The following is a 25,754-nucleotide window of genomic DNA, read 5'->3' on the forward strand; positions in this document are numbered from 1 at the left end:
TTTAGCCATTGATCTGATATGGCAGCGTACAGCGGGCAATCAGTCCGCTGCGGTCTTCACGGTTTTCCAGCGTCAGCGTACCGCGGTGCATTTGCACGATACGCAGCACAATATTCAGACCCAGTCCGCTGCCGCCGTAGCGCTGATCGCGACGGCGAAAGGCCTGGGTTAACTCCTCTGCGGCTCCGGCATCAATACCCGGCCCTTCATCCCATACTTCTGCTGTTACCTGCTGCGCATCCCGGTATAGCTTAACCTGCACCTCGCTGTTTTCCGGGCTATAGCGCGAGGCGTTCTCCAGCAAATTGCGCAGCATCAGGCGCAACAGTACCGCTTCGCCCTGCTGCGGGATATCACTCCCCTCTGGCCAGCGCAGCCGCTGCTGACGCTGTAGCAGCAGCTCATCCATCTCTGGTTTCAGCGGCTGCATGATATCCTGCAGCCACCACAGCTGCTGATAGTGTCCGCCCGCCAGCGCCTGGCCGGCACGTGACAGCATGAGTAGCTGCTCTACGGTGTGCATCAGCTGATCGATGCGGCTAATCAGCATTTCACTCTGCGGCACCTGCTGCTGCTGCAGCAGTTCCAGATGCAGCCGCAGCCCGGCCAGTGGCGTACGCAGTTCATGGGCAGCATCGGCGGTAAAAAGCCGCTCCTGCTGCAGCGTATGGTCCAGACGGGAGAAGAGCTGGTTGATGGCGCCGGTAACCGCAACGATTTCATCCATATCTGCATACACTGGCAGGGGAGTGAGGTTGTCGGCGGAACGATGCGCCAGGCTATCCTGCAGCAGCTTAAGCGGGCGAATAATCCAGTTAATCGCCCAGAACGAGAGCAGCAGCGTCAGGCATACCATCACCAGTGAGGGCAGCAGCAGCGAAGCGATCGCTTCGCGGATCTCATTCTCGACCCGCTGATTGCGCGCCTGAGCCGAGAGCGTCTCATTAACAAGAAAGCTGATCTGCTCCCGGCTCTCATGCCAGAGCCAGATCACGCTCATGACCTGACAGATAAGCAGGATCAGCGCCAGCATAATCAGTAAGCGCTGCCGCATACTGTTCATTCGCGCAGTTCCAGCCGGTAGCCCACACCGCGCACCGTTTTAATCCGATCTTTTCCCAGCTTGCGGCGCAGATTATGAATGTGCACTTCCAGCGTGTTCGATCCGGGATCGTCGTTCCAGCTATAGAGATCCTGCTGCAGCGTTTCGCGATGCACATTTTGTCCGATACGCATCAGCAGGCGCGTCAGCAGCGCAAACTCTTTCGGCGTAATATCTACCGACTGATTTTCAAGCAGCACCTGCTGGGTGCTGAGATTGAGCGTCAGATCGCCCTGTTGCAGCTGGTTATCGCTGTGACCCTGATAGCGGCGGATCAGCGCCCGAACCCGCGCCTGCAGCTCTGCCAGTGCAAAAGGCTTGATCAGATAATCATCCGCGCCGGCATCCAGGCCCTCCACGCGATCCTCCAGCGCATCACGCGCCGTGAGGATCAGCACCGGGATCGCAACGCCCTCGCGCCGCCACTGGCGCAGCAGCGAAGCGCCGTCGCGATCCGGCAGGCCAAGATCCAGCACGATCAGCGTATACTGACCGCTGCGCAACAGCGCATTACTCTCTGCGGCGCTGCTGGCGCAATCTGTTGCATAGCCCTTAGCGCCCAGCGCCTGTGCCAGGCCCGACTGCAGCAGCGCATCATCTTCAACAATCAACAATTTCATTAGTTGTTTTTGTTAATGTCCGTGTAGAGGCGGCTTTCAAAGCGAACCAGCGGAATACGCCGCGTTTTCTGATTTTCCGGGGGTACGGCATAGCCTGACAGGAACTGCACAAAGGCGACGCGCGCACCGCTGGAGGTGGTGATAAACCCTGCCAGATTATAGACGCCCTGCAGAGAACCGGTTTTTGCTGAGACTTTGCCATCGAGACCCGCTTCATGGAGACCGCCACGATACTGCAGCGTGCCGTCGTAGCCGGCCAGTGGCAGCATAGAGATATAGTTGAGCGTGGCGTCATTTTTGGCAATGTACTGCAGCACCTGCATCATTGTTTCCGGCGAGATCAAATCGTGACGCGACAGGCCGGAACCATCAACCTGAATGCTGTTGCCCATATCGATACCCGCTTTTTCGCGCAGAATACGACGCACGGCGTCAGAGGCGGCACGAAACGTACCCGGCACGTTAAAGTAGTGATGGCCGATAGTGCGGAACACGGTATCCGCAATCATGTTGTCCGACTTTTTCAGCATCATACGCAGTAGCGTATGCAGCGGCGCAGATTGGGTCGAGGCCAGCACGGTACCCGGCGACGTGACCTGCGTCTGGCGTACCAGATGACCGCTATAGTCGATATCAGCCGCACGCAGCATTCCTTTCAGGATTTCACCCGACCAGGCTGCATCATCCTGGACCGCAAAGGCGAGCGGCAGCGGTTCTGCCCGCTGGCGCATACAGCCTGTCAGCGTATAACGGTTAAGCTCACCAGGCACTACATCCAGCTCGCAATACTGACCTTCGCCGCTGTTAGGGGCAAGCGTCCGGACCTGGCTGAACATATGGGCCGGATAGTAAGACGCGATACGCACAAAGGCGGTTTCACCAGCAGTTTTGCCACTGTAAAGCGAAACCGAGAAGCAGTTTTTGTCGACAATCGCCGCGCCGGGGGGTGCGCTGAAGCACTGAGTCAGATCGTTCCAGGGCCAGCCGGGAGCCATATCGTGGCTGGCAAATACGGAGGTATCAATCACCAGGTTGCCTTTGATATGAGTGATACCCTGCTGCTTCAGCGCGGCGACCATATTGCGCAGATTCTGCCTGCTCAGCGTAGGATCGCCGCCAAAGCGGGCCACCAGATCGCCGTTCAGCGTGCCGTCGGTAATGGCCCCGCGAGTCTCAAGCGTGGTCTGAAAGCGGAAGTCGGGTCCCAGCTCCAGAAGTGCTGCCAGCGCCGTGATCACTTTCATGGTGCTGGCCGGTAGAGCCATCTGTTTTCCGTGATAGTCAATAATAGGGGTTGATGCGCCCACTTTCTGTACCATCAGCGCCAGGTTCGCGCCGTCAGGTAAATACTGCATGTATTCTTCAACGGGGGCCGCTTGTGCCTGCAGCATTACCGCGCAGGTTAATCCGGTAACAAGTCGTGAAAATCGCATAATCTCGCGGTAACTGACGGATGGGGCGTCAATACTACGTCCCCGGGCAGGGCAAAGTAAACGATGACCCACAGGGAACTCTGGGGTAAAATACGTATCAAAATGCAAAACCGATCCCTGACCCGGAAAGCTTTCCGGGTCAGGGTTCTTTTGCTTTTGAAAAGGGGCCGTGTGCCGCAGAAGCGATTATTCTGCTGTCACCAGTCAGGATGACACCGTTAACCAGGATAGAGACGAGGAGCCAAAATGAATCAGATTCCGATGACGTTACAAGGCGCTGAGAAGCTGCGTGAAGAGCTGAACGAACTGAAAACCGTAAAGCGTCCGCGCATCATCGCCTCCATCGCTGAAGCTCGTGAGCATGGCGACCTGAAAGAGAACGCCGAGTACCATGCTGCGCGTGAAGAGCAGGGGTTTTGCGAAGGGCGTATTCAGGAGATTGAAGCTAAACTTTCTAATGCGCAGGTGATCGACATCACATCTATGCCAAAAACCGGTCGCGTCATTTTCGGTGCCACGGTAACTGTGCTGAATGTAGATACTGACGAAGAGTTTACTTACCGCATTGTGGGTGACGATGAAGCAGATTTTAAACAAAATCTGATCTCGGTTAACTCGCCAATGGCGCGTGGTCTGGTGGGTAAAGAGGCCGATGACGTAGCCATCGTAAAAACGCCAGGCGGTGACGTGGAGTATGAAGTGCTGAAGGTTGAATATCTGTAAGCACCCGCTGCTGTCATGCCGGGCAGAATGTAAAGAAAGGAAAAAGGCCGCATGGCGGCCTTTTATCGCATGCGTGAGCGTGGCACTTTCTCTGCCCGCCGCGCCGCGCTTAGTATATAGCTTAACGAGGCAGCGTGATTTTGCGCTCCTGCGCCGGGCGGTACAGCACCAGCACGTTGCCGATAACCTGCACATTGCTGGCCTTGGTTTCACGCACAATGGCCTCGACGATCAGCTGCTTGGTTTCGCGATCTTCTGAGGCAATTTTCACCTTAATCAGTTCGTGATGGTCAAGCGCCTGTTCGATTTCGGCGAGCACGCCTTCAGTAAGGCCGTTGCCGCCCAGCATGACCACCGGCTTCAGTGGGTGGGCCAGGCCTTTCAGGTGCTGTTTTTGTTTGGTACTCAGATTCATCGTATTTTTTGCTTACTCAGGGATTGAAAACGGGTCATTCTACCGCCATCTCGGGTATATCGCCAAATCATCGCTACCCATTGCGCGCTGATTTATCGCTACGATGACGATTTAACTGGAAAAATTATGACGGGTAAAAAGCGTTCGGCCAGTTCCAGTCGCTGGCTTCAGGAACACTTTAGCGATAAATATGTGCTTCAGGCACAGAAAAAAGGGCTGCGTTCGCGCGCCTGGTTTAAACTTGATGAAATTCAGCAGGGTGACAAGCTGTTTAAACCCGGTATGACCGTGGTGGATTTAGGCGCGGCACCCGGCGGCTGGTCACAATATGTGGTACAGCAGATTGGCAACAGCGGGCGGGTGATTGCCTGCGACCTGCTGCCAATGGACCCGATTGTCGGCGTTGATTTTATGCAGGGTGACTTCCGTGACGAGGCCGTGCTGAAAGCGCTGCTTGAGCGGGTAGGGGACCAGAAAGTTCAGGTGGTGATGTCAGATATGGCACCCAACATGAGCGGTACGCCGGCTGTGGATATTCCTCGTTCGATGTATTTAGTTGAACTGGCGCTGGAAATGTGTCGGGATGTACTGGCTCCCGGCGGCAGTTTTGTTGTGAAAGTGTTTCAGGGAGATGGCTTCGATGAATACCTCCGGGAAATTCGCTCCCTATTTACGAAAGTGAAAATTCGTAAGCCAGACGCTTCGCGGTTACGTTCACGTGAAGTGTATATTGTGGCGACAGGGCGCAAACTGTAGGCCTGAATACCGGCGTCAAAGCAAGCTGAATAGTGCGTTTATCCCGGCCTGATTCTGAGTTTCAGGGTAAACCAGCAAATTCATCCATGCTGCGATTCCAGGCATGAAGGATATATAGTACCCTACGCTGTCTGTTAACACCGTTGTAATATGAGGTTAATCCCTTGAGTGACATGGCGAAAAACCTGATTCTCTGGTTAGTCATCGCGGTCGTGCTGATGTCAGTATTCCAGAGCTTTGGGCCCAGCGAGTCGAATGGCCGTAGGGTTGATTATTCAACCTTCCTGTCGGAAGTGAACCAGGATCAGGTCCGCGAGGCACGTATTAACGGGCGTGAAATTAACGTAACCAAAAAAGACAGTAATAAATATACCACCTACATTCCTGTCAACGATCCCAAGTTACTCGATAACCTGCTGACCAAAAACGTCAAAGTAGTGGGTGAACCGCCTGAAGAGCCAAGCCTGCTGGCTTCTATCTTCATTTCCTGGTTCCCGATGCTGCTGCTGATTGGCGTATGGATCTTCTTTATGCGTCAGATGCAGGGCGGCGGCGGTAAGGGCGCAATGTCCTTCGGCAAAAGCAAAGCCCGCATGCTGACGGAAGACCAGATCAAGACCACCTTTGCCGACGTCGCTGGCTGTGATGAAGCGAAAGAAGAGGTGGGTGAGCTGGTAGAGTATCTGCGTGAACCAAGCCGTTTCCAGAAGCTGGGCGGTAAAATACCGAAAGGCGTCCTGATGGTGGGCCCGCCGGGTACAGGTAAAACGCTACTGGCTAAAGCTATCGCCGGCGAAGCGAAAGTGCCTTTCTTCACTATCTCCGGTTCCGATTTCGTAGAAATGTTTGTCGGCGTGGGCGCATCCCGCGTGCGTGACATGTTCGAACAGGCGAAAAAAGCCGCGCCGTGCATCATCTTTATCGATGAGATCGATGCGGTGGGACGCCAGCGTGGTGCCGGTTTAGGCGGTGGTCACGATGAGCGCGAGCAGACGCTGAACCAGATGCTGGTTGAGATGGATGGTTTTGAAGGCAATGAAGGCATTATTGTTATTGCCGCAACCAACCGTCCGGATGTACTCGACCCTGCGCTGCTGCGCCCCGGCCGTTTTGACCGTCAGGTTGTCGTTGGCCTGCCGGACGTACGCGGTCGTGAACAGATCCTGAAAGTGCATATGCGCCGTGTGCCGCTGGCAACCGACATTGATGCGGCTATTATCGCACGCGGTACACCGGGCTTCTCGGGAGCTGACCTGGCAAACCTGGTCAACGAAGCCGCACTCTTTGCTGCCCGTGGCAACAAGCGCGTGGTGTCGATGGTCGAGTTTGAAAAAGCCAAAGACAAAATCATGATGGGTGCAGAACGTCGCTCCATGGTGATGACGGAAGCGCAGAAAGAGTCAACCGCTTACCATGAAGCCGGGCATGCGATTATCGGCCGTCTGGTGCCAGAACACGATCCGGTACATAAAGTCACGATCATTCCGCGCGGCCGTGCGCTGGGCGTGACGTTCTTCCTGCCGGAAGGTGATGCGATTAGCGCCAGTCGTCAGAAGCTGGAAAGTCAGATCTCCACGCTCTATGGCGGTCGTCTGGCTGAAGAGATCATCTACGGCGCAGAACATGTCTCTACCGGTGCGTCTAACGACATCAAAGTGGCGACCAATCTGGCACGTAACATGGTGACGCAGTGGGGCTTCTCAGAGAAGCTCGGCCCGCTGCTCTATGCGGAAGAAGAGGGTGAAGTGTTCCTTGGCCGTTCCGTAGCAAAAGCCAAGCATATGTCAGATGAGACCGCGCGCATCATCGACCAGGAAGTTAAACACCTGATCGACAGCAACTACCAGCGTGCACGTCGTATTCTGGGCGAGAACATGGATATTCTTCACGCGATGAAAGATGCGCTGATGAAGTATGAAACCATCGACGCTCCGCAGATTGATGACCTGATGGCGCGCCGCGATGTGCGACCGCCAGCTGGCTGGGAAGATCCGGGCAGCAACAACTCTGACAGCAACGGTACGCCAAAGGCGCCACGTCCGGTTGATGAACCGCGTACGCCGAATCCGGGTAATACCATGTCTGAGCAGTTCAATAAATAAGAGGCCATCACCTCAGCAAAAACCCCGGCCAGTCCGGGGTTTTTTACATTTACCGTTTGACCACTTCAGGACCATACCTGTCATGAAACTCCACGCGCGTGATTCCTTTCTCGATCTCTCCTTTCCCCACGTAATGGGTATTCTGAACGTGACGCCCGACTCCTTTTCTGACGGCGGTGCGCATAACTCTCTGGTAAACGCGCTGACGCATACCAATGAGATGGTAAATGCCGGCGCGACAATCATCGATGTCGGCGGCGAGTCGACCCGGCCCGGAGCGGACGAGGTCAGCGTTGAGGAGGAGCTGGAGCGGGTTATCCCGGTCGTGGAGGCTATTGCACAGCGGTTTGAAGTCTGGATCTCAGTAGATACCTCAAAGCCTGAGGTCATCCGCGAAGCAGCGAGAGCGGGTGCTCACATCATCAATGATATCCGCTCGCTTTCAGAGCCTGGCGCGCTCGGCGCGGCGGCAGAGAGCAGTTTGCCGGTTTGTCTGATGCATATGCAGGGTGAACCCCGTACCATGCAGCAGACACCCACGTATAACAATGTAATCAGCGAAGTGGATGCTTACTTCGCTGCGCAGATTGCACGCTGTGAGGCGGCGGGTATCAAAAAAGCGCAACTGCTGCTCGACCCGGGCTTTGGTTTCGGTAAGAATCTCAGCCATAACTATGAGCTGCTGGCCCACCTGAGCCATTTTCACCATTACGGCTTACCGTTGCTGGTGGGAATGTCGCGTAAGTCAATGATTGGTCAGCTGCTTAATGTCGGCCCGGCACAGCGTCTTACCGGCAGCCTGAGCTGCGCAGTCATTGCTGCGATGCAGGGCGCGCAGATTATTCGCGTGCATGATGTGAAAGAGACAGTTGAAGCGATGCGCATCGTGGAAGCGACCCAGAGAGCAAAAGGATAACAGGCATGAGTGAGCGTAAATATTTTGGTACAGATGGCATTCGCGGCAAAGTAGGGGAAGCGCCGATCACGCCCGATTTTGTACTGAAGCTGGGGTTTGCCGCAGGCAAAGTGCTGGCGCGTTCAGGTTCAAGAAAAGTACTGATTGGCAAAGACACGCGCATTTCCGGCTATATGCTGGAGTCGGCGCTCGAAGCGGGGTTGGCAGCAGCAGGCCTCTCGGCAGCGTTTACCGGACCGATGCCAACCCCGGCCATCGCCTACCTGACGCGAACGTTTCGTGCGGAAGCGGGGATCGTGATTTCCGCCTCTCACAATCCGTTTGATGATAACGGCATTAAATTTTTCTCAGCCGAAGGCACCAAGCTGCCGGATGATGTGGAAGAAGCGATTGAGCGCGAGCTGGAAAAACCGCTGACCTGCGTGGAGTCTGCCGAACTGGGGCGTGCCAGCCGTATCGTGGATGCTGCCGGCCGCTATATCGAATTCTGTAAAGGCACTTTCCCCGGCGAGCTGAGTCTCAACGGTCTGAAAATTGTGGTCGATTGCGCCAATGGTGCCACCTATCACATCGCCCCTAACGTGCTGCGTGAGCTGGGTGCGCAGGTCATCGCGATTGGCGTGCAGCCGGACGGCATGAACATCAATAAGGAGTGCGGGGCAACCGACCTGCGTCAGCTGCAGCAGCGCGTCCTGGAAGAGCAGGCCAACCTTGGTCTCGCCTATGACGGAGATGGCGATCGCATCATGATGGTGGATCATCTGGGACAGAAAGTGGATGGCGACCAGATCCTCTACATCATTGCGCGCGAAGCGCTGCGTCAGGGGCAGCTACGCGGTGGCGTGGTCGGGACGCTGATGAGTAACATGGGGCTGGAGCTGGCCCTGAAACAGCTGGGCATTCCGTTCACCCGTGCCAAAGTGGGCGACCGCTACGTACTGGAAAAGATGCAGGAGAAAGGCTGGCGCATGGGAGCTGAGAACTCCGGGCACGTTATTCTGCTGGATAAAATCAGTACCGGCGATGGAATTGTAGCAAGTTTGCAAGTGCTTACTGCCATAGTGCGTAACCACATGAGTCTGCACGATCTGTGCAGCGGCATGAAAATGCTGCCGCAAATCCTGGTTAACGTGCGCTTTACCGGCAGCCACGACCCGCTGGAGAGTGAAAGCGTTAAAGCTGCGGCTGCCGAAGCGGAGCAGGCGCTGGCAGGACGCGGGCGGGTACTGCTGCGTAAATCAGGTACAGAGCCGCTGATCCGCGTGATGGTGGAAGGCGAAGATGAAGCGCAGGTAAGCGCGCTGGCGCATAATATTGCCGCCGCGGTAAAAGCAGTTTAAACCCGACCAGGCGGCAGGCGGTGTGCCTTTTCGCCTGGTAAATCATCATGCTGGCGCTTTTTTCTGCAATTGAATTTTATGGCTAAAATTGCGCTTGCAGAGCCAGGCGCCTTTGGTTAGTATTCACACCCGCTTCTGATGGGTAATGACGAGACTACCCGTCTGTATTGGTTGAAGCTTTAACTGTGCGGTTACGCGCAAGGAAACAGGTTGATTATGTACGAAGCTCTGTTAGTTGTTTTCCTTATTGTGGCGATTGGCCTGGTTGGTCTGATCATGCTGCAGCAAGGCAAAGGCGCTGATATGGGAGCCTCATTTGGTGCAGGCGCTTCCGGTACGCTGTTTGGTTCAAACGGGTCAGGTAACTTTATGACACGTATGACCGCGATACTGGCTTCCCTGTTCTTCATTATCAGTCTGATTCTGGGTAACCTGAACAGCAATAAGACTTCCAAAGGAAGCGAGTGGGAAAACCTCACTGCGCCAGCTCAGTCTGAACAGCAGACTCAGCCAGCTAAACCGGCAACCCCGGGCAATGATATCCCGCAGTAAGCAGTAAATCGTCAACGCTTAAGCGACTATACTATCGTCGCAGTCAGTGCAGTACCGAGGTGGTGAAATTGGTAGACACGCTACCTTGAGGTGGTAGTGCTCGAAAGGGCTTACGGGTTCAAGTCCCGTCCTCGGTACCAATTCTCAGTAAAACTTGCTATTTTCGCAAGATCGGCGTAATATTCGCCACGTTTTCGGACGCGGGGTGGAGCAGCCTGGTAGCTCGTCGGGCTCATAACCCGAAGGTCGTCGGTTCAAATCCGGCCCCCGCAACCACTTTCCCTTAGAGTTCTTTTTCAAATATACTGTATGCATCGACGGACGCACTATCAGTGAGTTTTTGAAAAAAATTCTTCTGGATTGTGCGCCGAAGCCGCGCTGCGGCATACAGGGTCCAGTCATAAAAAGCCCCGATTTTTCGGGGTTTTTTGTTATCAGGAAATCGTAACACTGGGCTTTAGGCCCTTTTTTTATGTCTTGGGGGTGGGCTTGTCCACATTAGAGCAAAAATTGACAGAGTTGATCTCTGCTCCGGTAGAAGCGCTTGGCTACGAACTGGTCGGTATTGAATTCGTTCGTGGTCGCACATCAACCTTGCGCATCTATATTGATAGCGAAGAGGGTATCAATGTTGATGATTGCGCCGATGTTAGCCACCAGGTGAGCGCTGTGATGGATGTGGAAGATCCGATTACGGTGGCTTACAACCTTGAAGTTTCCTCGCCGGGTCTCGATCGTCCACTCTTCACTGCAGAACACTATGCGCGCTTTGCGGGTGAGGAAGTCAGCCTGGTCCTGCGGATGGCGGTACAGAACCGTCGCAAATGGCAGGGCATCATCAAGTCGGTGGAAGGCGAGATGATCACAGTGACCGTCGAGGGCAACGATGAAGTGTTCGCACTGAGCAATATTCAGAAAGCGAACCTGGTCCCCCACTTTTAAAAGTCCGGATTGAGGCTAACCAGGATGAATAAAGAAATCTTAGCTGTAGTAGAAGCCGTTTCTAATGAAAAAGCTCTGCCGCGTGAGAAAATCTTCGAAGCGCTGGAGAGCGCTTTGGCCACTGCGACCAAAAAGAAGTATGAGCAGGAGATCGACGTGCGCGTCAGTATTGATCGTCGCAGCGGCGATTTCGACACGTTCCGTCGTTGGGTAATCGTTGATGAAGTTACTCAGCCTACGCGTGAAATCACGCTGGACGCCGCTCGCTTCGAAGATGAAGCGCTCAATCTGGGCGATTACGTTGAAGATCAGATTGAATCTGTCACCTTTGACCGTATCACCACACAGACTGCGAAGCAGGTTATTGTTCAGAAAGTACGCGAAGCTGAACGCGCAATGGTTGTGGATCAGTTCCGCGAGCAGCAAGGCGACATCATCACCGGCCAGGTGAAGAAAGTGAATCGCGACAACATCACGCTGGACCTGGGCAGCAACGCCGAGGCGGTGATCGTACGTGAAGATATGCTGCCGCGTGAGAACTTCCGTCCGGGCGACCGTATTCGCGGCGTGCTGTATGCCGTGCGTCCTGAAGCGCGTGGTGCTCAGCTGTTTGTTACCCGTTCCAAACCGGAAATGCTGATCGAACTGTTCCGCATCGAGGTGCCGGAAATTGGTGAAGAAGTTATCGAAATTAAAGCGGCTGCCCGCGATCCGGGATCACGCGCTAAAATTGCGGTAAAAACCAACGATAAACGTATCGATCCGGTAGGTGCCTGCGTCGGTATGCGCGGCGCACGCGTGCAGGCTGTTTCCAGTGAACTGGGCGGCGAGCGTATCGATATCGTGCTGTGGGATGATAATCCGGCACAGTTTGTAATTAACGCCATGGCGCCTGCCGATGTGGCGTCAATCGTGGTGGATGAAGATAATCACACCATGGATATCGCTGTCGAGGCCGGTAATCTGGCTCAGGCGATCGGCCGTAATGGCCAAAACGTGCGTCTGGCTTCCCAGCTGAGCGGCTGGGAGCTGAACGTGATGACCGTCGACGATCTGCAGGCTAAGCATCAGGCTGAAGCTCACGCAGCAATCGATATGTTCACGAAACATCTCGACATCGACGAAGAGTTCGCCACCATACTGGTGGAAGAGGGCTTCTCTTCGCTGGAAGAACTGGCCTATGTGCCAATGAACGAGCTGCTGGAAATTGACGGCCTCGACGAAGAGACCATTGAAGCCCTGCGTGAACGAGCCAAAAATGCGTTAACCACCCTGGCATTAGCGAAAGAAGAAAGCCTTGGTAATCAGGAGCCCGCTGAGGACTTGCTGAATCTTGAAGGCCTGGATCGTGCGCTGGCCTATCGCCTGGCGTCAAAAGGCGTTTGCACGCTGGAAGATCTCGCTGAGCAAGGTGTTGACGATCTGACAGATATTGAAGGGCTGGATGATGAGAAGGCCGGTGCGCTGATTATGGCTGCACGTAATATCTGCTGGTTCGGCGATGACGCGTAATAACAGGAAGGAACAGCATGACAGATGTAACCGTAAAATCGCTGGCCGCCGAAATTCAGACCCCGGTCGATCGCCTGGTACAGCAATTTGCTGATGCGGGGATCCCTAAGTCTGAAAACGACGCGGTGTCCCAGCAAGAGAAAGAGACCTTACTGTCCCACCTGAACCGTGAGCACGGTCAAACCAGTTCAGGTAAACTGACGTTGCAGCGCAAAACGCGCAGCACCTTGAATATTCCGGGCACCGGGGGTAAAAGTAAATCGGTGCAAATTGAAGTTCGCAAAAAGCGCACATATGTGAAGGGTGATGCAGAGGCTGAGCAGCAGGCTCAGGCGGAAGCGGAAGCTGAGGCACAGCGCGTAGCGGAAGAGCAGGCGCGTCGCGAGGCGGAAGAACAAGCCCGTCGCGAGGCTGAATTAAAAGCGCAACGTGAAGCCGAAGATAAAGCCAGGCGCGAAGCCGCTGACAAGGCTAAGCGTGAAGCAGCGGAAAAAGATAAAGTGACAAACCAACCTACCGATGAAGTGACCAAGGCTGCGCAGTCTGATAAAGCCCGTCGCGAAGCTGAAGCGGCTGAACTGAAGCGTAAAGCTGAAGAGGAAGCCCGTCGTAAGCTCGAAGAGAGTGCACGCCGCGTAGCGGAAGAAGCACGCCGCCTGGCAGAAGAGAAAGGCGCTGAGTGGGACAAACCTGAGGAAGAAGATAAAGGTGACTATCACGTCACAACTTCAACTCATGCCCGTCAGGCAGAAGACGAAAACGATCGTCAGGTTGAAGCGGGTCGTGCACGTGCACGCACCACTGCTAAAGCCACGCGTCCTGCCAAAAAAGGCAACAAGCACTCCGAAGCTAAAACCGATCGTGAAGAAGCGCGTGCGCAGGTTCGCGGCGGTAAAGGCGGTAAGCATCGCAAACCTAGCGCACTGCAGCAGGGCTTTAACAAGCCAGCGCAGGCCGTTAACCGCGACGTGATTATCGGCGAAACCATCACCGTAGCTGAACTGGCGAACAAGATGGCAGTGAAAGGTTCACTGGTCATTAAAGCGATGATGAAGATGGGCGCAATGGCGACTATCAACCAGGTTATCGACCAGGAAACAGCACAGCTGGTCGCGGAAGAGATGGGTCATAAAGTGATCCTGCGCCGCGAGAACGAGCTGGAAGAAGCGGTAATGGACGATCGTGATACTGATGCAGCGCAGGAGAGCCGTGCGCCGGTCGTGACCATCATGGGTCACGTTGACCACGGTAAAACCTCCCTGCTGGATTACATCCGCTCAACGAAAGTCGCCTCTGGCGAAGCGGGGGGTATTACCCAGCACATCGGTGCCTATCACGTTGAAACCGAAAACGGCATGGTCACCTTCCTGGATACCCCGGGACACGCCGCGTTTACCGCTATGCGTGCTCGCGGTGCGCAGGCAACGGATATCGTTATCCTGGTCGTAGCTGCGGATGATGGCGTGATGCCACAGACCGTCGAAGCGATTCAACACGCAAAAGCGGCCGGTGTACCGGTTGTGGTTGCAGTGAACAAGTGCGACAAACCAGAAGCCGATCCGGATCGCGTGAAAAACGAGCTGACTCAGTACGGCATCATTCCGGAAGAGTGGGGCGGCGAAAACATGTTCGTCAACGTTTCTGCGAAAGCCGGTACCGGTATTGACGATCTGCTGAACGCCATTCTGCTGCAGGCGGAAGTGCTTGAGCTGACCGCTATTCGTGAAGGTATGGCGAGCGGTGTGGTTATCGAATCCTTCCTGGATAAAGGTCGTGGTCCGGTCGCTACCGTACTGGTACGTGAAGGTACGCTGAACAAAGGCGATATCGTACTGTGTGGCTTCGAGTATGGCCGCGTACGTGCGATGCGTGACGAACTGGGACGCGAAGTACAGGAAGCAGGCCCATCAATTCCGGTTGAGATCCTGGGTCTTTCTGGCGTGCCGGCAGCGGGTGATGAAGCGACCGTGGTCCGTGACGAGAAGAAAGCGCGTGAAGTTGCTCTCTATCGCCAGGGTAAATTCCGCGAAGTGAAACTGGCGCGTCAGCAGAAGTCGAAGCTGGAAAACATGTTTGCGAACATGACTGAAGGCGAAGTCTCTGAGCTGAACATCGTTCTGAAATCTGACGTACAGGGCTCGGTAGAAGCGATCTCCGATTCGCTGCTGAAACTCTCCACCGACGAAGTGAAGGTGAAGATTATCGGTTCTGGCGTGGGTGGTATCACCGAAACCGACGCTACGCTGGCGGCCGCTTCCAATGCGATCATCCTCGGCTTTAACGTCCGTGCTGACGCTTCTGCGCGTCGCGTGATTGATGCTGAAAACGTCGACCTGCGTTACTACTCCGTCATCTATAATCTGATTGACGAAGTAAAAGCTGCGATGAGCGGTATGCTGGCGCCGGAATTCAAACAGCAGATCATCGGTCTGGCCGAAGTACGTGATGTGTTTAAATCACCGAAATTTGGCGCGATCGCGGGCTGTATGGTTACCGAAGGCAACATCAAGCGTCACAACCCAATCCGTGTCCTGCGCGACAACGTGGTTATCTATGAAGGCGAGCTGGAATCCCTGCGTCGCTTCAAAGATGACGTCAACGAAGTGCGTAACGGCATGGAGTGTGGTATCGGTGTGAAGAACTACAACGACGTTCGCGTTGGCGATATGATCGAAGTGTTCGAAGTCATTGAAATTAAACGCACCATCGCATAATTCACTTATCGATGTACTGCAATTTGGGAGGCCACTGGCCTCCCGAATTATTTGGGAGATATCATTATGGCGAAAGAATTTGGTCGCCCGCAGCGGGTTTCTCAGGAGCTGCAAAAAGAGATCGCGATTATTCTGCAGCGTGAAATCAAAGATCCGCGTCTGGGTATGATGGTGACGGTCTCTGGCGTTGAAGTGTCGCGCGATCTGGCCTATGCCAAAGTATTTGTGACCTTCCTGAACGATCAGGATGAAGAAGCGGTAAAAAATGGTCTGAAAGCGCTGAAAGAGGCGTCAGGCTACATCCGTATTCTGCTGGGTAAAGCGATGCGTCTGCGCATTGTGCCGGAGCTGACCTTCTTCTATGACAACTCACTGATTGAAGGGATGCGCATGTCAAATCTGGTCTCTAACGTGATCAGAAACGATGCAGAACGGCGCGGTGAAACCCCGGCGGAAGATGACAAGGAGGACTGATGAGTCGTCCTCGTCGTCGCGGCCGCGACGTACACGGTGTCTTCCTGCTGGATAAACATCAGGGCGCGTCGTCCAATGATGTGCTGCAAAAAGTTAAGCGCCTGTTTAATGCTAACAAAGCGGGTCATACCGGGGCGCTGGATCCCCTTGCCACCGGTATGCTGCCGATTTGTCTGGGCGAGGCCACCAAGTTTTCGCAGTATCTGCTCGACTCTGATAAGCGCTATCGCGTTATCGCCCGGCTGGGCGAACGTACCGATACCTCAGACGCAGATGGCAACATTGTGGAAACCCGTCCGGTGACCTTCAGCCAGCCTGAGCTGGATGCGGCGCTGGAGAGTTTTCGCGGTGATACGATGCAGGTGCCGACCATGTTCTCGGCGCTGAAATATCAGGGTCGCAAGCTCTATGAGTATGCGCGCGAAGGCGTGACCGTGCCGCGTGAAGCCCGACCCATCACCGTATTTGAGCTGCAGTTTATTCGCTATGAAGGTGATGAGCTGGAGCTGGAGATCCACGTCTCCAAAGGCACCTATATTCGTACCATCATCGACGATCTGGGTGAGAAGCTGGGCTGTGGCGCGCATGTCATTATGCTGCGTCGCCTGCAGGTCGCACGCTACCCGATTGCACGAATGATGACGCTGGAGCAGCTGCAGGCGGTGGCAGCAGAAGCCACCGCAGCTGAAACGCCTGACTACAGCGCGCTTGATGCGCTGCTGCTGCCAATGGACAGCCCGGCGGAAGATTTTCCGGTGGTCAATTTGCCCGTTACGGTTGCCGCCAGCTTTAAGCAGGGTATGCCGGTCCAGGCGGCGGATACGCCGGCAGCAGGTCTGGTAAGGGTCACGGAAGGTGAGGCACAAAAATTCATCGGCATGGCTGAAATCGCCGCCGATGGACGGGTAGCGCCACGCCGGCTGGTGGTGGAGTTTCCTGGCTAACCGTGCTGCTCATCTTTTCTGCAACAGCGCATTTGCGTTGCCTGCGGGCGCGGAGTAGAATAGCGCGGCTTTAAAAGCGGGCTGCTGAATTAGAGATCGGCACCCATACATTCATTTTTTTACTGGAGTTTATTATGTCTCTAAGCGTAGAAGCTAAAGCAGAGATCGTTGCTAAATATGGTCGTGGCGCTAACGACAGCGGTTCAACTGAAGTTCAGGTTGCTCTGCTGACTGCTCAGATTAACCACCTGCAGGGTCACTTCTCTGAGCACAAGAAAGACCACCACAGCCGTCGCGGTCTGCTGCGCATGGTATCCCAGCGTCGTAAGCTGCTGGACTACCTGAAGCGTAAAGACGTTGCTCGCTACACCAGCCTGATCGAGAGCCTGGGGCTGCGTCGCTAAGTCTGAAGAATCTGATCGGGGGTGTAGCGCATGCACTATGCAAAAAAACGCATCTGACGATCAGATTTGTGCGAGTTTCGCGAAAAGGGGGCCTTTAAGGCCCCTTTTTTCGAGCAATCCGCAGCAATCCAGACCAAACTCATGTATTGTTGCTGAGTGTGATCTTTGTTTGCAGAGGTTCGCGCGGCTAATGAGAGGCTTTGCCGCAGGGGCGGTTGAGGGTTGTCATTAGTCGCGAGGATGCGACAAAGATCGGTTATCACTGGCGAGCCGCAATGGCTCTGCCCTGAATTTAAGGATGTTAATTTTGCTGAATCCGATCGTACGCAAATTCCAATATGGTCAGCATACCGTCACGCTGGAAACCGGCATGATGGCACGTCAGGCTACCGCGGCTGTTATGGTAAGCATGGATGACACAGCGGTATTTGTAACCGTTGTTGGCCAGAAGAAAGCGAAACCAGGCCAGGATTTTTTCCCACTAACCGTTAACTATCAGGAGCGTACCTACGCTGCTGGTCGTATCCCGGGCAGCTTCTTCCGTCGCGAAGGCCGTCCAAGTGAAGGCGAAACCCTGATTGCGCGTCTGATTGACCGCCCGGTGCGCCCGCTGTTCCCGGAAGGCTTCGTTAACGAAGTGCAGGTTATCGCCACTGTCGTTTCTGTTAACCCTCAGGTCAACCCGGACATCGTGGCAATGATTGGCGCCTCTGCTGCGCTGTCACTGTCTGGTATTCCGTTCAACGGCCCAATCGGTTCTGCTCGCGTTGGTTACATCAACGACCAGTATGTGCTGAACCCGACCGCAGATGAGATCAAACAGTCACGTCTGGACTTGGTGGTTGCCGGTACCCAGAACGCGGTACTGATGGTTGAATCTGAAGCCGATATCCTGACTGAAGAGCAGATGCTCGGCGCCGTGGTATTTGGCCACGACCAGCAGCAGGTTGTTATCGAAAACATCAACGCGCTGGTTGCCGAAGCGGGCAAACCGCGCTGGGACTGGAAGCCAGAAGCGACTAACGATGCACTGATTGCACGTGTTGCCGCGCTGGCTGAAGCGCGCATCGCTGATGCTTACCGCATCACCGATAAGCAGGAGCGTTACGCACAGGTTGGCGTGATCAAAGATGAGACGATCGCTGCCCTGCTGGCTGAAGATGCTGCGCTGGATGATGCAGAAATCGGCGATATCGTGCATAGCCTGGAAAAGAATGTGGTTCGTACCCGCATTCTGAGCGGCGAACCGCGTATCGATGGTCGCGAAAAAGATATGATCCGTGGTCTGGATGTCCGTACCGGTGTACTGCCACGTACGCACGGCTCTGCGCTGTTCACCCGTGGTGAAACGCAGGCGCTGGTTGCTGCCACGCTGGGTACCGCACGCGATGCGCAGAACCTGGATGAGCTGATGGGCGAGCGTACCGACAGCTTCCTGTTCCACTACAACTTCCCTCCATACTCAGTGGGCGAAACCGGCATGGTTGGCTCACCGAAGCGTCGTGAAATTGGTCACGGTCGCCTGGCGAAGCGCGGCGTGCTGGCAGTTATGCCTAAGCAGGAAGAGTTCCCGTACACCGTACGCGTTGTATCAGAAATCACTGAATCAAACGGTTCTTCTTCTATGGCTTCCGTTTGCGGTGCTTCACTGGCACTGATGGACGCAGGCGTACCGATCAAAGCAGCCGTTGCCGGTATTGCTATGGGTCTGGTGAAGGAAGATGAGAAGTTTGTCGTGCTGTCTGACATCCTGGGCGATGAAGATCACCTCGGCGATATGGACTTCAAAGTAGCAGGTAGCCGTGAGGGTATTACCGCGCTGCAGATGGACATCAAAATCGAAGGCATCACCCGCGAAATCATGCAGGTTGCGCTGAACCAGGCTAAAGGTGCGCGTCTGCATATCCTGAGCGTCATGGAACAGGCTATCAGCACGCCGCGTCAGGAAATCTCTGAGTTCGCACCGCGTATTTACACCATCAAGATCAGCTCTGACAAGATCAAAGATGTGATTGGTAAAGGCGGCTCGGTAATCCGTGCGCTGACCGAAGAGACCGGCACTACCATCGAAATCGAAGATGACGGCACTGTAAAAATCGCTGCGACCGACGGTCAGAAAGCGAAAGAAGCGATCCGTCGTATCGAAGAGATCACCGCTGAGATTGAAGTGGGCCGCATCTACTCCGGTAAAGTTACCCGTATCGTTGATTTCGGTGCGTTCGTGGCTATCGGTGGCGGTAAAGAAGGTCTGGTTCATATTTCTCAGATCGCCGATAAGCGCGTAGAGAAAGTGACCGATTACCTGCAGATGGGTCAGGAAGTACCGGTTAAGGTGATGGAAGTTGACCGTCAGGGCCGCGTACGTCTGAGCATCAAAGAGGCAACTGAGCAGAAGCCGGCAGAAGCTGCTGCTGCTGTGGACGCTTCTGACGCTGAATAAGCGTGTCCTGATTAGCCCCTTTCTGCCCGGCAGAAAGGGGTGTTTGTATACTCTGGTAGCGTCAACTCACGGTCGCTGTGCCGATAAGTTGACACTGCCAGGGTATCATCGCGAGGGCGGGAACCCTTGTGCATAGCAGGCGGATGACAGGATGGTTATCCCAATGTTTGTATCGGGAGTGGGAAATGAAGCCTTTTTTGCGCTGGTGTATTGTTGCGACAGCTATTTCGCTGGCAGGATGCAGCAACTCCAATTGGCGTAAGAACGAAGTTCTGGCAGTACCTTTGCAGCCCACACTGCAGCAAGAGGTCATTCTGGCGCGAATGGAACAAATTCTTGCCAGTCGGGCCCTGACCGACGATGAACGCGCACAGCTGTTATATGAGCGCGGAGTGTTGTATGATAGTTTGGGTCTGAGGGCACTGGCGCGGAACGATTTCTCGCAAGCGCTGTCTATAAGACCAGATATGCCAGAAGTGTTTAACTATCTTGGTATATACTTAACGCAGGCTGGCAACTTTGATGCCGCCTACGAAGCGTTTGATTCTGTACTTGAGCTTGATCCAACTTACAATTATGCGCATTTAAACCGCGGTATCGCTCTCTACTACGGTGGTCGATACAGGTTAGCGCAAGATGATCTGCTGGCGTTTTATCAAGACGATCCTAACGATCCGTTCCGCAGCCTCTGGCTCTATCTCACTGAAAGCGAGATAGATAAAGACCAGGCTAAAGTAGCGCTGAAACAGCGTTATGACAAAGCGGCTAAGGACCAATGGGGATGGAATATTGTCGAGTTCTACCTGGGCGACATCAGTGAAAAAACATTGATGGAACGTCTCAAGGCGGACGCAACGGATAACACCTCGCTCGCTGAACATCTCAGTGAAACCAACTTCTATTTAGGTAAGTACTACCTAAGTCTGGGGGAGAAGGATGACGCGAAAGCGTTGTTCAAACTGGCGGTGTCTAACAACGTTAACAACTTTGTTGAACACCGATACGCATTGTTGGAACTGGCGCAACTTGGCCAGACACAAGACGATTTATCAGAATCTGACCAGCAATAGCTGACGAACTTTTATTGCCTGTTGTACCTGTAAAGTCATCATCTCCAGAGGTGAGGGCTTTTCTGTTCGTCAAAACTTCTAATTTGAGCCGGTTCACACTTTTTGATGAAAATGACTGAAAATTTTCACGACGAGTTATGTAGACTGGCCGCCGCAATCTAAGAGGCACGTGTACTACATGACTGATATTCAAACCACTTTTGCTGATCTGGGCCTGAACGCCGACATCCTCGAATCTCTGAACGGTATGGGCTACGTTAAGCCTTCCCCAATCCAGGCTGAGTGTATTCCTCACCTGCTGGCGGGCCGCGATGTTCTGGGTATGGCGCAGACCGGTAGTGGTAAAACCGCGGCGTTTTCACTGCCGCTGTTAAACAACGTTGATCCTTCTGTCCGCGCACCACAGATCCTGGTGCTGGCACCGACCCGCGAACTGGCGGTGCAGGTGGCTGAAGCAATGACAGAATTCTCTAAACATATGCGTAACGTCAACGTCGTGGCCCTGTATGGCGGCCAACGTTATGACGTACAGCTGCGCGCCCTGCGTCAGGGACCACAGATTGTTGTGGGTACCCCGGGCCGCCTGCTGGACCACCTGAAGCGTGGTACTCTGGACCTCTCTAACCTGCGTGGTCTGGTTCTGGACGAAGCTGATGAAATGCTGCGTATGGGCTTCATCGAAGACGTTGAAACCATCATGGCACAGATCCCGGAAGGTCATCAGACCGCACTGTTCTCTGCAACTATGCCAGAAGCGATTCGTCGTATTACCAAACGCTTCATGAAAGATCCGCAGGAAGTGCGTATCCAGTCAAGCGTGACCACGCGTCCGGATATTTCACAGTCTTACTGGACCGCTTACGGCCGTAAAACTGAAGCGCTGGTGCGTTTCCTGGAAGCAGAAGACTTCGATGCAGCCATCATTTTCGTGCGTACCAAAAACGCAACGCTGGAAGTGGCTGAAGCATTAGAGCGCAGTGGCTACAACAGTGCCGCGCTGAACGGCGACATGAACCAGGCACTGCGTGAGCAGACGCTGGAGCGCCTGAAAGATGGCCGTCTTGATATCCTGATTGCAACCGACGTTGCGGCGCGCGGTCTGGACGTTGAGCGTATCAGCCTGGTTGTTAACTACGATATCCCGATGGATGCGGAGTCTTATGTTCACCGCATCGGCCGTACCGGTCGTGCGGGCCGCGCTGGCCGTGCGCTGCTGTTCGTTGAGAACCGCGAGCGTCGTCTGCTGCGTAACATTGAACGCACCATGAAGCTGACTATTCCGGAAGTAGAGCTGCCAAACGCAGAGCTGCTGGGTGAGCGTCGTCTGGCTAAATTCGCAGCAAAAGTACAGCAGCAGCTGGAAAGCAGCGATCTGGATCAGTATCGCGCGCTGCTGAGCAAAATGCAGCCGGAAGAAGAGCTGGATATCGAAACGCTGGCGGCTGCCCTGCTGAAAATGGCTCAGGGTGAACGTCCACTGATCGTGCCAGCTGACGCACCACGTCCGCAGCGTCGCGAGTTCCGCGATCGTGATGACCGTGCCGATCGTCCGCGTCGTGACCGCGACAGCCGTGACGGCGATCGTCCACGTCGTGAGCGTCGTGACGTTGGCGACATGCAGCTTTATCGCATTGAAGTGGGCCGCGATGACGGCGTTGAAGTTCGCCACATTGTGGGTGCTATCGCTAACGAAGGCGATATCAGCAGCCGCTACATTGGTAACATCAAGCTGTTTGGCACGCACTCCACCATCGAACTGCCAAAAGGCATGCCGGGTGAAGTTCTGCAGCACTTCACGCGCACGCGTATTCTGAACAAGCCGATGAATATGCAGCTGCTGGGTGATGCACAGCCACACGAGCGTACTGAGCGCCGCAGCGGCGGCCGTGATTTCGGTGGCGAGCGTCGCAGCAGCGCACCGCGTGGTGATGCACCACGTGGCGAAGGCGCACCGCGTCGCTTCTCCGAGCGTCGTGAAGGTGGCCGCGAAGGCGGACGCTTTAGCCGTGAAGCGGGCCGTGGCCCACGTCGCGATGAAGGTACTTCACGTCGTCGTGATGCCTGATAGCTAAACGTTAAGCAATAAAAAGGGACGCCGCATGGCGTCCCTTTTTTTATCTCTTTTACTCAACCGCTACAGCGTGCCAGCAGCTTCCATCGCCAGCGCAAACGAGCGCAGCCGCGCTTTGGGATCGAAGATCTGACCATTGACCATGATCTCATCCGCCTGCGTTTCACGCTGCAACGCTGCCAGACCGTGACGCACCTTTTCGCTGTCACCCACAATCGACATGCTCAGCGCCTGCTGCACGCCATACTGCTCTGACGGCGACCAGAGGCTATCCATATTTTCCACTGGCGCAGGCAGCGGACCCGGTTTACCGCGGCGCAGGTTGATAAACTGCTGCTGCATGGAGGTAAACAGGAAGCGCGCGTCGCGCTCACTCTCTGCCGCCACGATATTCACACAGACCATAGCGTATGGCTTAGCCAGGCGCGCCGAAGGCTGGAACTTCTCCCGGTACAGATGCAGCGCCTGCAGCAGCAGATCCGGGGCGAAGTGCGAGGCGAAGGCAAACGGCAGGCCGAGCTTCGCCGCCAGCTGAGCGCTGTATAGGCTTGAGCCGAGCAGCCACACCGGAATTTTCAGGCCGAGGCCCGGTACCGGCTGTACCGGATGATGCTCACCTTCTTCAGCATCAAACCAGCGCAGCAGCTCAGCGACATCTTCCGGGAAGCTGTCGGCCTGGGCGCTGGAGAGATGACGACGCAGCGCCATCATCGTGCGCTGGTCAGAACCCGGGGCACGGCCCAGCCCGAGATCGATGCGACCAGGGTAGAGCGACTCCAGGGTGCCGAACTGCTCGGCAATCACCAGCGGCGCATGGTTAGGCAGCATAATCCCGCCGGATCCAAGCCGCAGGGTTTCGGTATTTGCCGCGAGATACCCGATCAGCACCGAGGTCGCCGCGCTGGCAATACCGGTCATGTTGTGATGCTCAGCGAGCCAGTAGCGGTGGAAACCCAGCGCTTCCGCCTGACGCGCCAGCGCCAGTGAATGGTGAAAGGCGTCGCGTGCAGACGCGCCTTGCGGAATAGGAGCCAGATCCAGCACGGACAGGCGAACAGGTTTTTTCTCAGACATGAGTACTCCAGCAAATAATGGCGCAGGCGTTGAGCAGCCTGCTGCCATAAGTATTACGCAACATTACCCATATTAAAACTGCTATTAAGGGGAGTGATATAGCCGGATTGTGCCTTTATTAACCATTTTTCCGGAAGGCAGACTTCTGCCGCTGCGCCTTTTTCCTGACGCGTAATAGCAGCTTTGTTGATCTCAGCAGGGAGCACTGCGCCACAGAGATGACATAATTGATAGCCTGTTATAAATATGCAGAGCCATACCGTTCGCGACCGTACGCCGCCGGTTAGGGGAAAAAGTCTGCTGATTAGGCGTATATTGCGGGCAAAGCGGGTGCGGAGATGGAAAAAACTCTTTTGCAACAACTCTTAAACGCGCAATTTCGTCATGTTTTCGCTGAAGGTGAGTTAGACTTTCTGCAAGGGCGCGGCCTGGGCGATCGGATGGCTGCGAGTCAGTTTTGCCGCATCGCCACGCTGCAGGAGGCGTCTGACCGTTTCACGCGACGCCGAAGCAGATGCCGGGTTTCGCGGCGAAGCCAACGACTTGCTGCTGGTAGCTGCTCGGGCTAAGGCAGAAGGGAAACAGAAGGCGCAGGCTTATGCGTCACGCACGGGGATGCCATGTTAATTCGTACTGAGATTGGCGTTGATGCTGCCGGCATCGACAGCCTGCTAAAACGCAGTTTTGCGACCACAGCTGAAGCTGAACGGGTACAGCAGCTGCGCGAAGATGGATTGCTCACGCTGGGCGTGGTGGCGACCGATGATGAGGGTCAGGTGCTGGGCTATGCTGCTTTCAGTCCGGTAACGCTGCAGGGTGAAGATCGTAACTGGGTGGCGCTGGCTCCGCTGGCCGTTGACAGTTCGGTGCGCGGGCAGGGCCTGGCAAAGCAGCTGGTTTATGAGGGGCTCGATTCTCTGAATGAATTCAGCTACAGCGCGGTTGTGGTGCTGGGCGATCCCGCATTTTACCAGCCGCTGGGCTTCGAGCCGGCGGCACATCACGGGCTGCACTGCCGCTGGCCCGACAGCGATGCGACATTTCAGATTTATAAGCTGGCAGACGATGCGTTCAGCGGCGCAGAAGGGTTAGTGGTATTTGCTGCGCCGTTCAACCACGCTGAGTAAACCAGGTGGTCAGACACGCCGGCTGCTGCGCTATCAGCAGCAGTTTGTGGGTACGGGCGAGTTGCTTAACCTGGTACTCCAGGCGTGAAGCCGCAGCGCGGTCACCGGCAGGACAGTGAAACATCAGCGTCAGCGGTCCTTTGCCGCGCAGCGAGCGGGCGCCGCGTCCCTGCTGATGCTGCAGCAGCCGGCGCGCCACATCGGTGGTAATTCCGGTATAGATCATCCCGGCAGCGGTTTGCAGCATATAAAGCTGCCAGTTCTGTTCCATTTCTCAGACCTCAAAACAAAGCACCAGCAGTGTAACGTGCCGCCGCGTTCACGGCTATGTGCAGGGAGCGACCTTTGTCCGATCTGTCTCATTTACTGCGCTACCTGAAGAAACAGCATGTGCTTTCGCTTTGCGCCAGCGCACCGGAAGAGCTGTGGTGCGCTAATTGCTACTATCTGTTTGATGAAGCACAGATGGCATTCTGGCTGATGAGCGATACGGCCACGCGTCACGGCGCCATGATGCTGCATAACCCGCAGGTCGCAGGCACCATCAATGGCCAGCCGAAAAGTGTTCAGCTGCTTAAAGGCGTCCAGTATCGCGGACATATCCGGCTAAGTGAGGATGCGCAGGCGTTAAGCGCCTATCAGCGCCGTTTTCCGGTCGCAAAAAAAGTTACCGCACCCCTCTGGCAGCTCACGATAGATGAGCTGAAGATGACGGATAACACACTGGGTTTTGGCAAGAAAATCAGCTGGCAGCGTATCGCATCATAAATACACCAGGGGCGCATGAATGCACCAGGGGCGCATGAATGCGCCCCCTACAATTGTAGGGGCGGCATTTATGCCGCCCAGGGTCAGGTATCGTGCAATTACAGGGGCGGCATTTATGCCGCCCAGGGTCGGGTATCGTGCATTTGCAGGGTCGGCATTCATGCCGCCCTGGGTCAGGTATATCGCATACACCAGGGGCGCATTAATGCGCCCCCTACAGATTGTGCAACCGCAGGGGCGGCATTCATGCCGCCC

24 protein-coding genes, 2 tRNA genes and 1 pseudogene are annotated in these 25,754 nt (G+C 55.1%); 21 read left to right on the forward strand and 6 right to left on the reverse strand.

Annotated elements, in window-relative coordinates:
- Position 1: 1 nt before the first annotated feature.
- The 3 genes from pmrB to dacB are packed head-to-tail and all read right to left on the reverse strand — an operon-like array spanning position 2 to position 3,155.
- Positions 2 to 1,063, reverse strand: a complete 1,062-nt coding sequence (gene pmrB, locus F3I15_RS13610) for a two-component system sensor histidine kinase PmrB (protein WP_150018265.1) — start codon at positions 1,061 to 1,063, stop codon at positions 2 to 4.
- Complete coding sequence (pmrA, locus tag F3I15_RS13615) at positions 1,060 to 1,722, reverse strand: two-component system response regulator PmrA (protein ID WP_039382256.1); 663 nt, start codon at positions 1,720 to 1,722, stop codon at positions 1,060 to 1,062. The genes pmrB and pmrA overlap by 4 nt, the downstream gene beginning before the upstream one ends.
- Positions 1,722 to 3,155 (reverse strand): serine-type D-Ala-D-Ala carboxypeptidase, encoded by a 1,434-nt coding sequence (dacB, locus tag F3I15_RS13620; RefSeq protein WP_065650276.1) that lies wholly within the window; start codon positions 3,153 to 3,155, stop codon positions 1,722 to 1,724. The genes pmrA and dacB overlap by 1 nt, the downstream gene beginning before the upstream one ends.
- 246 nt (positions 3,156 to 3,401) lie before the next feature.
- Between dacB and greA the strand changes: the two genes are divergently transcribed.
- Entirely contained in the window at positions 3,402 to 3,878 is a 477-nt protein-coding gene (gene greA / locus F3I15_RS13625; RefSeq protein ID WP_039382260.1) for a transcription elongation factor GreA, read from the forward strand.
- A gap of 121 nt (positions 3,879 to 3,999) precedes the next feature.
- Here greA and yhbY read toward each other — a convergent pair whose 3' ends face one another.
- Positions 4,000 to 4,293, reverse strand: coding sequence for a ribosome assembly RNA-binding protein YhbY (gene yhbY / locus F3I15_RS13630; RefSeq protein ID WP_145339389.1), 294 nt, complete (start codon positions 4,291 to 4,293; stop codon positions 4,000 to 4,002).
- Positions 4,294 to 4,419: 126 nt separating this feature from the next.
- Here yhbY and rlmE point away from each other — a divergent pair, with 126 nt between their 5' ends.
- The 17 genes from rlmE (at position 4,420) to F3I15_RS13715 (ending at position 22,524) form a co-directional block, all read left to right on the forward strand.
- The gene (gene rlmE / locus F3I15_RS13635) at positions 4,420 to 5,049 is read left to right on the forward strand and encodes a 23S rRNA (uridine(2552)-2'-O)-methyltransferase RlmE (RefSeq protein ID WP_039382266.1); all 630 of its coding nucleotides are present in this window, start codon (positions 4,420 to 4,422) and stop codon (positions 5,047 to 5,049) included.
- A gap of 173 nt (positions 5,050 to 5,222) precedes the next feature.
- Positions 5,223 to 7,151 (forward strand): ATP-dependent zinc metalloprotease FtsH, encoded by a 1,929-nt coding sequence (gene ftsH / locus F3I15_RS13640; RefSeq protein ID WP_039382268.1) that lies wholly within the window; start codon positions 5,223 to 5,225, stop codon positions 7,149 to 7,151.
- 82 nt (positions 7,152 to 7,233) lie between these two features.
- A complete protein-coding gene (gene folP / locus F3I15_RS13645) occupies positions 7,234 to 8,067 on the forward strand; it encodes a dihydropteroate synthase (RefSeq protein ID WP_150018266.1) in 834 nt (277 codons plus the stop codon).
- Positions 8,068 to 8,072: 5 nt separating this feature from the next.
- Positions 8,073 to 9,407 carry a phosphoglucosamine mutase gene (gene glmM / locus F3I15_RS13650; protein WP_150018267.1) on the forward strand — a complete coding sequence of 445 codons (1,335 nt, stop codon included), beginning with the start codon at positions 8,073 to 8,075 and terminating at the stop codon, positions 9,405 to 9,407.
- A gap of 216 nt (positions 9,408 to 9,623) precedes the next feature.
- Positions 9,624 to 9,959 carry a preprotein translocase subunit SecG gene (gene secG / locus F3I15_RS13655; protein ID WP_039382274.1) on the forward strand — a complete coding sequence of 112 codons (336 nt, stop codon included), beginning with the start codon at positions 9,624 to 9,626 and terminating at the stop codon, positions 9,957 to 9,959.
- Positions 9,960 to 10,012: 53 nt separating this feature from the next.
- Positions 10,013 to 10,099, forward strand: a tRNA-Leu gene (locus F3I15_RS13660).
- 59 nt (positions 10,100 to 10,158) lie between these two features.
- Positions 10,159 to 10,235: transfer RNA gene (locus tag F3I15_RS13665), tRNA-Met, on the forward strand.
- Between the two features lie 213 nt (positions 10,236 to 10,448).
- Positions 10,449 to 10,901, forward strand: coding sequence for a ribosome maturation factor RimP (gene rimP / locus F3I15_RS13670; protein WP_039382276.1), 453 nt, complete (start codon positions 10,449 to 10,451; stop codon positions 10,899 to 10,901).
- 24 nt (positions 10,902 to 10,925) lie between these two features.
- Positions 10,926 to 12,413, forward strand: a complete 1,488-nt coding sequence (gene nusA, locus F3I15_RS13675; protein WP_039382278.1) for a transcription termination factor NusA — start codon at positions 10,926 to 10,928, stop codon at positions 12,411 to 12,413.
- A gap of 17 nt (positions 12,414 to 12,430) precedes the next feature.
- Positions 12,431 to 15,127 carry a translation initiation factor IF-2 gene (infB, locus tag F3I15_RS13680; protein ID WP_150018268.1) on the forward strand — a complete coding sequence of 899 codons (2,697 nt, stop codon included), beginning with the start codon at positions 12,431 to 12,433 and terminating at the stop codon, positions 15,125 to 15,127.
- Positions 15,128 to 15,193: 66 nt separating this feature from the next.
- On the forward strand, positions 15,194 to 15,601 hold the full coding sequence (gene rbfA, locus F3I15_RS13685; protein ID WP_039382283.1) for a 30S ribosome-binding factor RbfA: 408 nt from the start codon (positions 15,194 to 15,196) through the stop codon (positions 15,599 to 15,601).
- A complete protein-coding gene (gene truB / locus F3I15_RS13690) occupies positions 15,601 to 16,545 on the forward strand; it encodes a tRNA pseudouridine(55) synthase TruB (protein WP_150018269.1) in 945 nt (314 codons plus the stop codon). Before rbfA ends, truB begins: the two co-directional genes overlap by 1 nt.
- A gap of 134 nt (positions 16,546 to 16,679) precedes the next feature.
- Entirely contained in the window at positions 16,680 to 16,949 is a 270-nt protein-coding gene (gene rpsO, locus F3I15_RS13695) for a 30S ribosomal protein S15 (RefSeq protein WP_010615981.1), read from the forward strand.
- A gap of 307 nt (positions 16,950 to 17,256) precedes the next feature.
- Positions 17,257 to 19,389, forward strand: coding sequence for a polyribonucleotide nucleotidyltransferase (gene pnp / locus F3I15_RS13700; RefSeq protein ID WP_039382288.1), 2,133 nt, complete (start codon positions 17,257 to 17,259; stop codon positions 19,387 to 19,389).
- 185 nt (positions 19,390 to 19,574) lie between these two features.
- The gene (gene nlpI / locus F3I15_RS13705) at positions 19,575 to 20,459 is read left to right on the forward strand and encodes a lipoprotein NlpI (RefSeq protein ID WP_039382290.1); all 885 of its coding nucleotides are present in this window, start codon (positions 19,575 to 19,577) and stop codon (positions 20,457 to 20,459) included.
- 105 nt (positions 20,460 to 20,564) lie between these two features.
- Positions 20,565 to 20,621 carry a protein YrbN gene (yrbN, locus tag F3I15_RS18480; protein ID WP_100229640.1) on the forward strand — a complete coding sequence of 19 codons (57 nt, stop codon included), beginning with the start codon at positions 20,565 to 20,567 and terminating at the stop codon, positions 20,619 to 20,621.
- A gap of 16 nt (positions 20,622 to 20,637) precedes the next feature.
- On the forward strand, positions 20,638 to 22,524 hold the full coding sequence (locus F3I15_RS13715; RefSeq protein ID WP_150018270.1) for a DEAD/DEAH family ATP-dependent RNA helicase: 1,887 nt from the start codon (positions 20,638 to 20,640) through the stop codon (positions 22,522 to 22,524).
- Between the two features lie 69 nt (positions 22,525 to 22,593).
- On the opposite strand, the gene F3I15_RS13720 is transcribed toward F3I15_RS13715, so the two are convergent.
- Complete coding sequence (locus tag F3I15_RS13720; RefSeq protein WP_039382294.1) at positions 22,594 to 23,604, reverse strand: luciferase-like monooxygenase; 1,011 nt, start codon at positions 23,602 to 23,604, stop codon at positions 22,594 to 22,596.
- Between the two features lie 338 nt (positions 23,605 to 23,942).
- On the opposite strand from F3I15_RS13720, the pseudogene F3I15_RS18355 reads away from it, so the two are divergent.
- Positions 23,943 to 24,168 (forward strand): annotated as a pseudogene (locus tag F3I15_RS18355) (SCP2 domain-containing protein); the annotation flags it as partial.
- 56 nt (positions 24,169 to 24,224) lie between these two features.
- Entirely contained in the window at positions 24,225 to 24,731 is a 507-nt protein-coding gene (locus F3I15_RS13730) for a GNAT family N-acetyltransferase (RefSeq protein WP_150018271.1), read from the forward strand.
- Here F3I15_RS13730 and F3I15_RS13735 read toward each other — a convergent pair.
- Positions 24,715 to 25,002 (reverse strand): GIY-YIG nuclease family protein, encoded by a 288-nt coding sequence (locus F3I15_RS13735; RefSeq protein ID WP_039382299.1) that lies wholly within the window; start codon positions 25,000 to 25,002, stop codon positions 24,715 to 24,717. The two genes, F3I15_RS13730 and F3I15_RS13735, sit on opposite strands and share 17 nt — an antisense overlap.
- 74 nt (positions 25,003 to 25,076) lie before the next feature.
- Here F3I15_RS13735 and F3I15_RS13740 point away from each other — a divergent pair, with 74 nt between their 5' ends.
- On the forward strand, positions 25,077 to 25,499 hold the full coding sequence (locus F3I15_RS13740; RefSeq protein ID WP_094110678.1) for a YhbP family protein: 423 nt from the start codon (positions 25,077 to 25,079) through the stop codon (positions 25,497 to 25,499).
- The last annotated feature ends 255 nt before the right edge of the window (positions 25,500 to 25,754 follow it).

This window comes from Pantoea sp. M_9, assembly GCF_008631385.1.
Lineage (GTDB): Bacteria > Pseudomonadota > Gammaproteobacteria > Enterobacterales > Enterobacteriaceae > Pantoea > Pantoea eucrina.

Excerpts from the sequence above, each read along its gene's own strand:
- F3I15_RS13720 (WP_039382294.1), bottom strand. The coding sequence starts at position 23,604 with ATGTCTGAGAAAAAACCTGTTCGCCTGTCCGTGCTGGATCTGGCTCCT.
- infB (WP_150018268.1), top strand. The coding sequence starts at position 12,431 with ATGACAGATGTAACCGTAAAATCGCTGGCCGCCGAAATTCAGACCCCG.
- greA (WP_039382260.1), top strand. The coding sequence starts at position 3,402 with ATGAATCAGATTCCGATGACGTTACAAGGCGCTGAGAAGCTGCGTGAA.
- nlpI (WP_039382290.1), top strand. The coding sequence starts at position 19,575 with ATGAAGCCTTTTTTGCGCTGGTGTATTGTTGCGACAGCTATTTCGCTG.
- pmrA (WP_039382256.1), bottom strand. The coding sequence starts at position 1,722 with ATGAAATTGTTGATTGTTGAAGATGATGCGCTGCTGCAGTCGGGCCTG.
- F3I15_RS13730 (WP_150018271.1), top strand. The coding sequence starts at position 24,225 with ATGTTAATTCGTACTGAGATTGGCGTTGATGCTGCCGGCATCGACAGC.
- secG (WP_039382274.1), top strand. The coding sequence starts at position 9,624 with ATGTACGAAGCTCTGTTAGTTGTTTTCCTTATTGTGGCGATTGGCCTG.
- folP (WP_150018266.1), top strand. The coding sequence starts at position 7,234 with ATGAAACTCCACGCGCGTGATTCCTTTCTCGATCTCTCCTTTCCCCAC.
- pmrB (WP_150018265.1), bottom strand. The coding sequence starts at position 1,063 with ATGAACAGTATGCGGCAGCGCTTACTGATTATGCTGGCGCTGATCCTG.
- F3I15_RS13715 (WP_150018270.1), top strand. The coding sequence starts at position 20,638 with ATGACTGATATTCAAACCACTTTTGCTGATCTGGGCCTGAACGCCGAC.
- ftsH (WP_039382268.1), top strand. The coding sequence starts at position 5,223 with ATGGCGAAAAACCTGATTCTCTGGTTAGTCATCGCGGTCGTGCTGATG.
- dacB (WP_065650276.1), bottom strand. The coding sequence starts at position 3,155 with ATGCGATTTTCACGACTTGTTACCGGATTAACCTGCGCGGTAATGCTG.
- truB (WP_150018269.1), top strand. The coding sequence starts at position 15,601 with ATGAGTCGTCCTCGTCGTCGCGGCCGCGACGTACACGGTGTCTTCCTG.
- rbfA (WP_039382283.1), top strand. The coding sequence starts at position 15,194 with ATGGCGAAAGAATTTGGTCGCCCGCAGCGGGTTTCTCAGGAGCTGCAA.
- glmM (WP_150018267.1), top strand. The coding sequence starts at position 8,073 with ATGAGTGAGCGTAAATATTTTGGTACAGATGGCATTCGCGGCAAAGTA.
- rlmE (WP_039382266.1), top strand. The coding sequence starts at position 4,420 with ATGACGGGTAAAAAGCGTTCGGCCAGTTCCAGTCGCTGGCTTCAGGAA.
- yhbY (WP_145339389.1), bottom strand. The coding sequence starts at position 4,293 with ATGAATCTGAGTACCAAACAAAAACAGCACCTGAAAGGCCTGGCCCAC.
- F3I15_RS13735 (WP_039382299.1), bottom strand. The coding sequence starts at position 25,002 with ATGGAACAGAACTGGCAGCTTTATATGCTGCAAACCGCTGCCGGGATG.
- rpsO (WP_010615981.1), top strand. The coding sequence starts at position 16,680 with ATGTCTCTAAGCGTAGAAGCTAAAGCAGAGATCGTTGCTAAATATGGT.
- nusA (WP_039382278.1), top strand. The coding sequence starts at position 10,926 with ATGAATAAAGAAATCTTAGCTGTAGTAGAAGCCGTTTCTAATGAAAAA.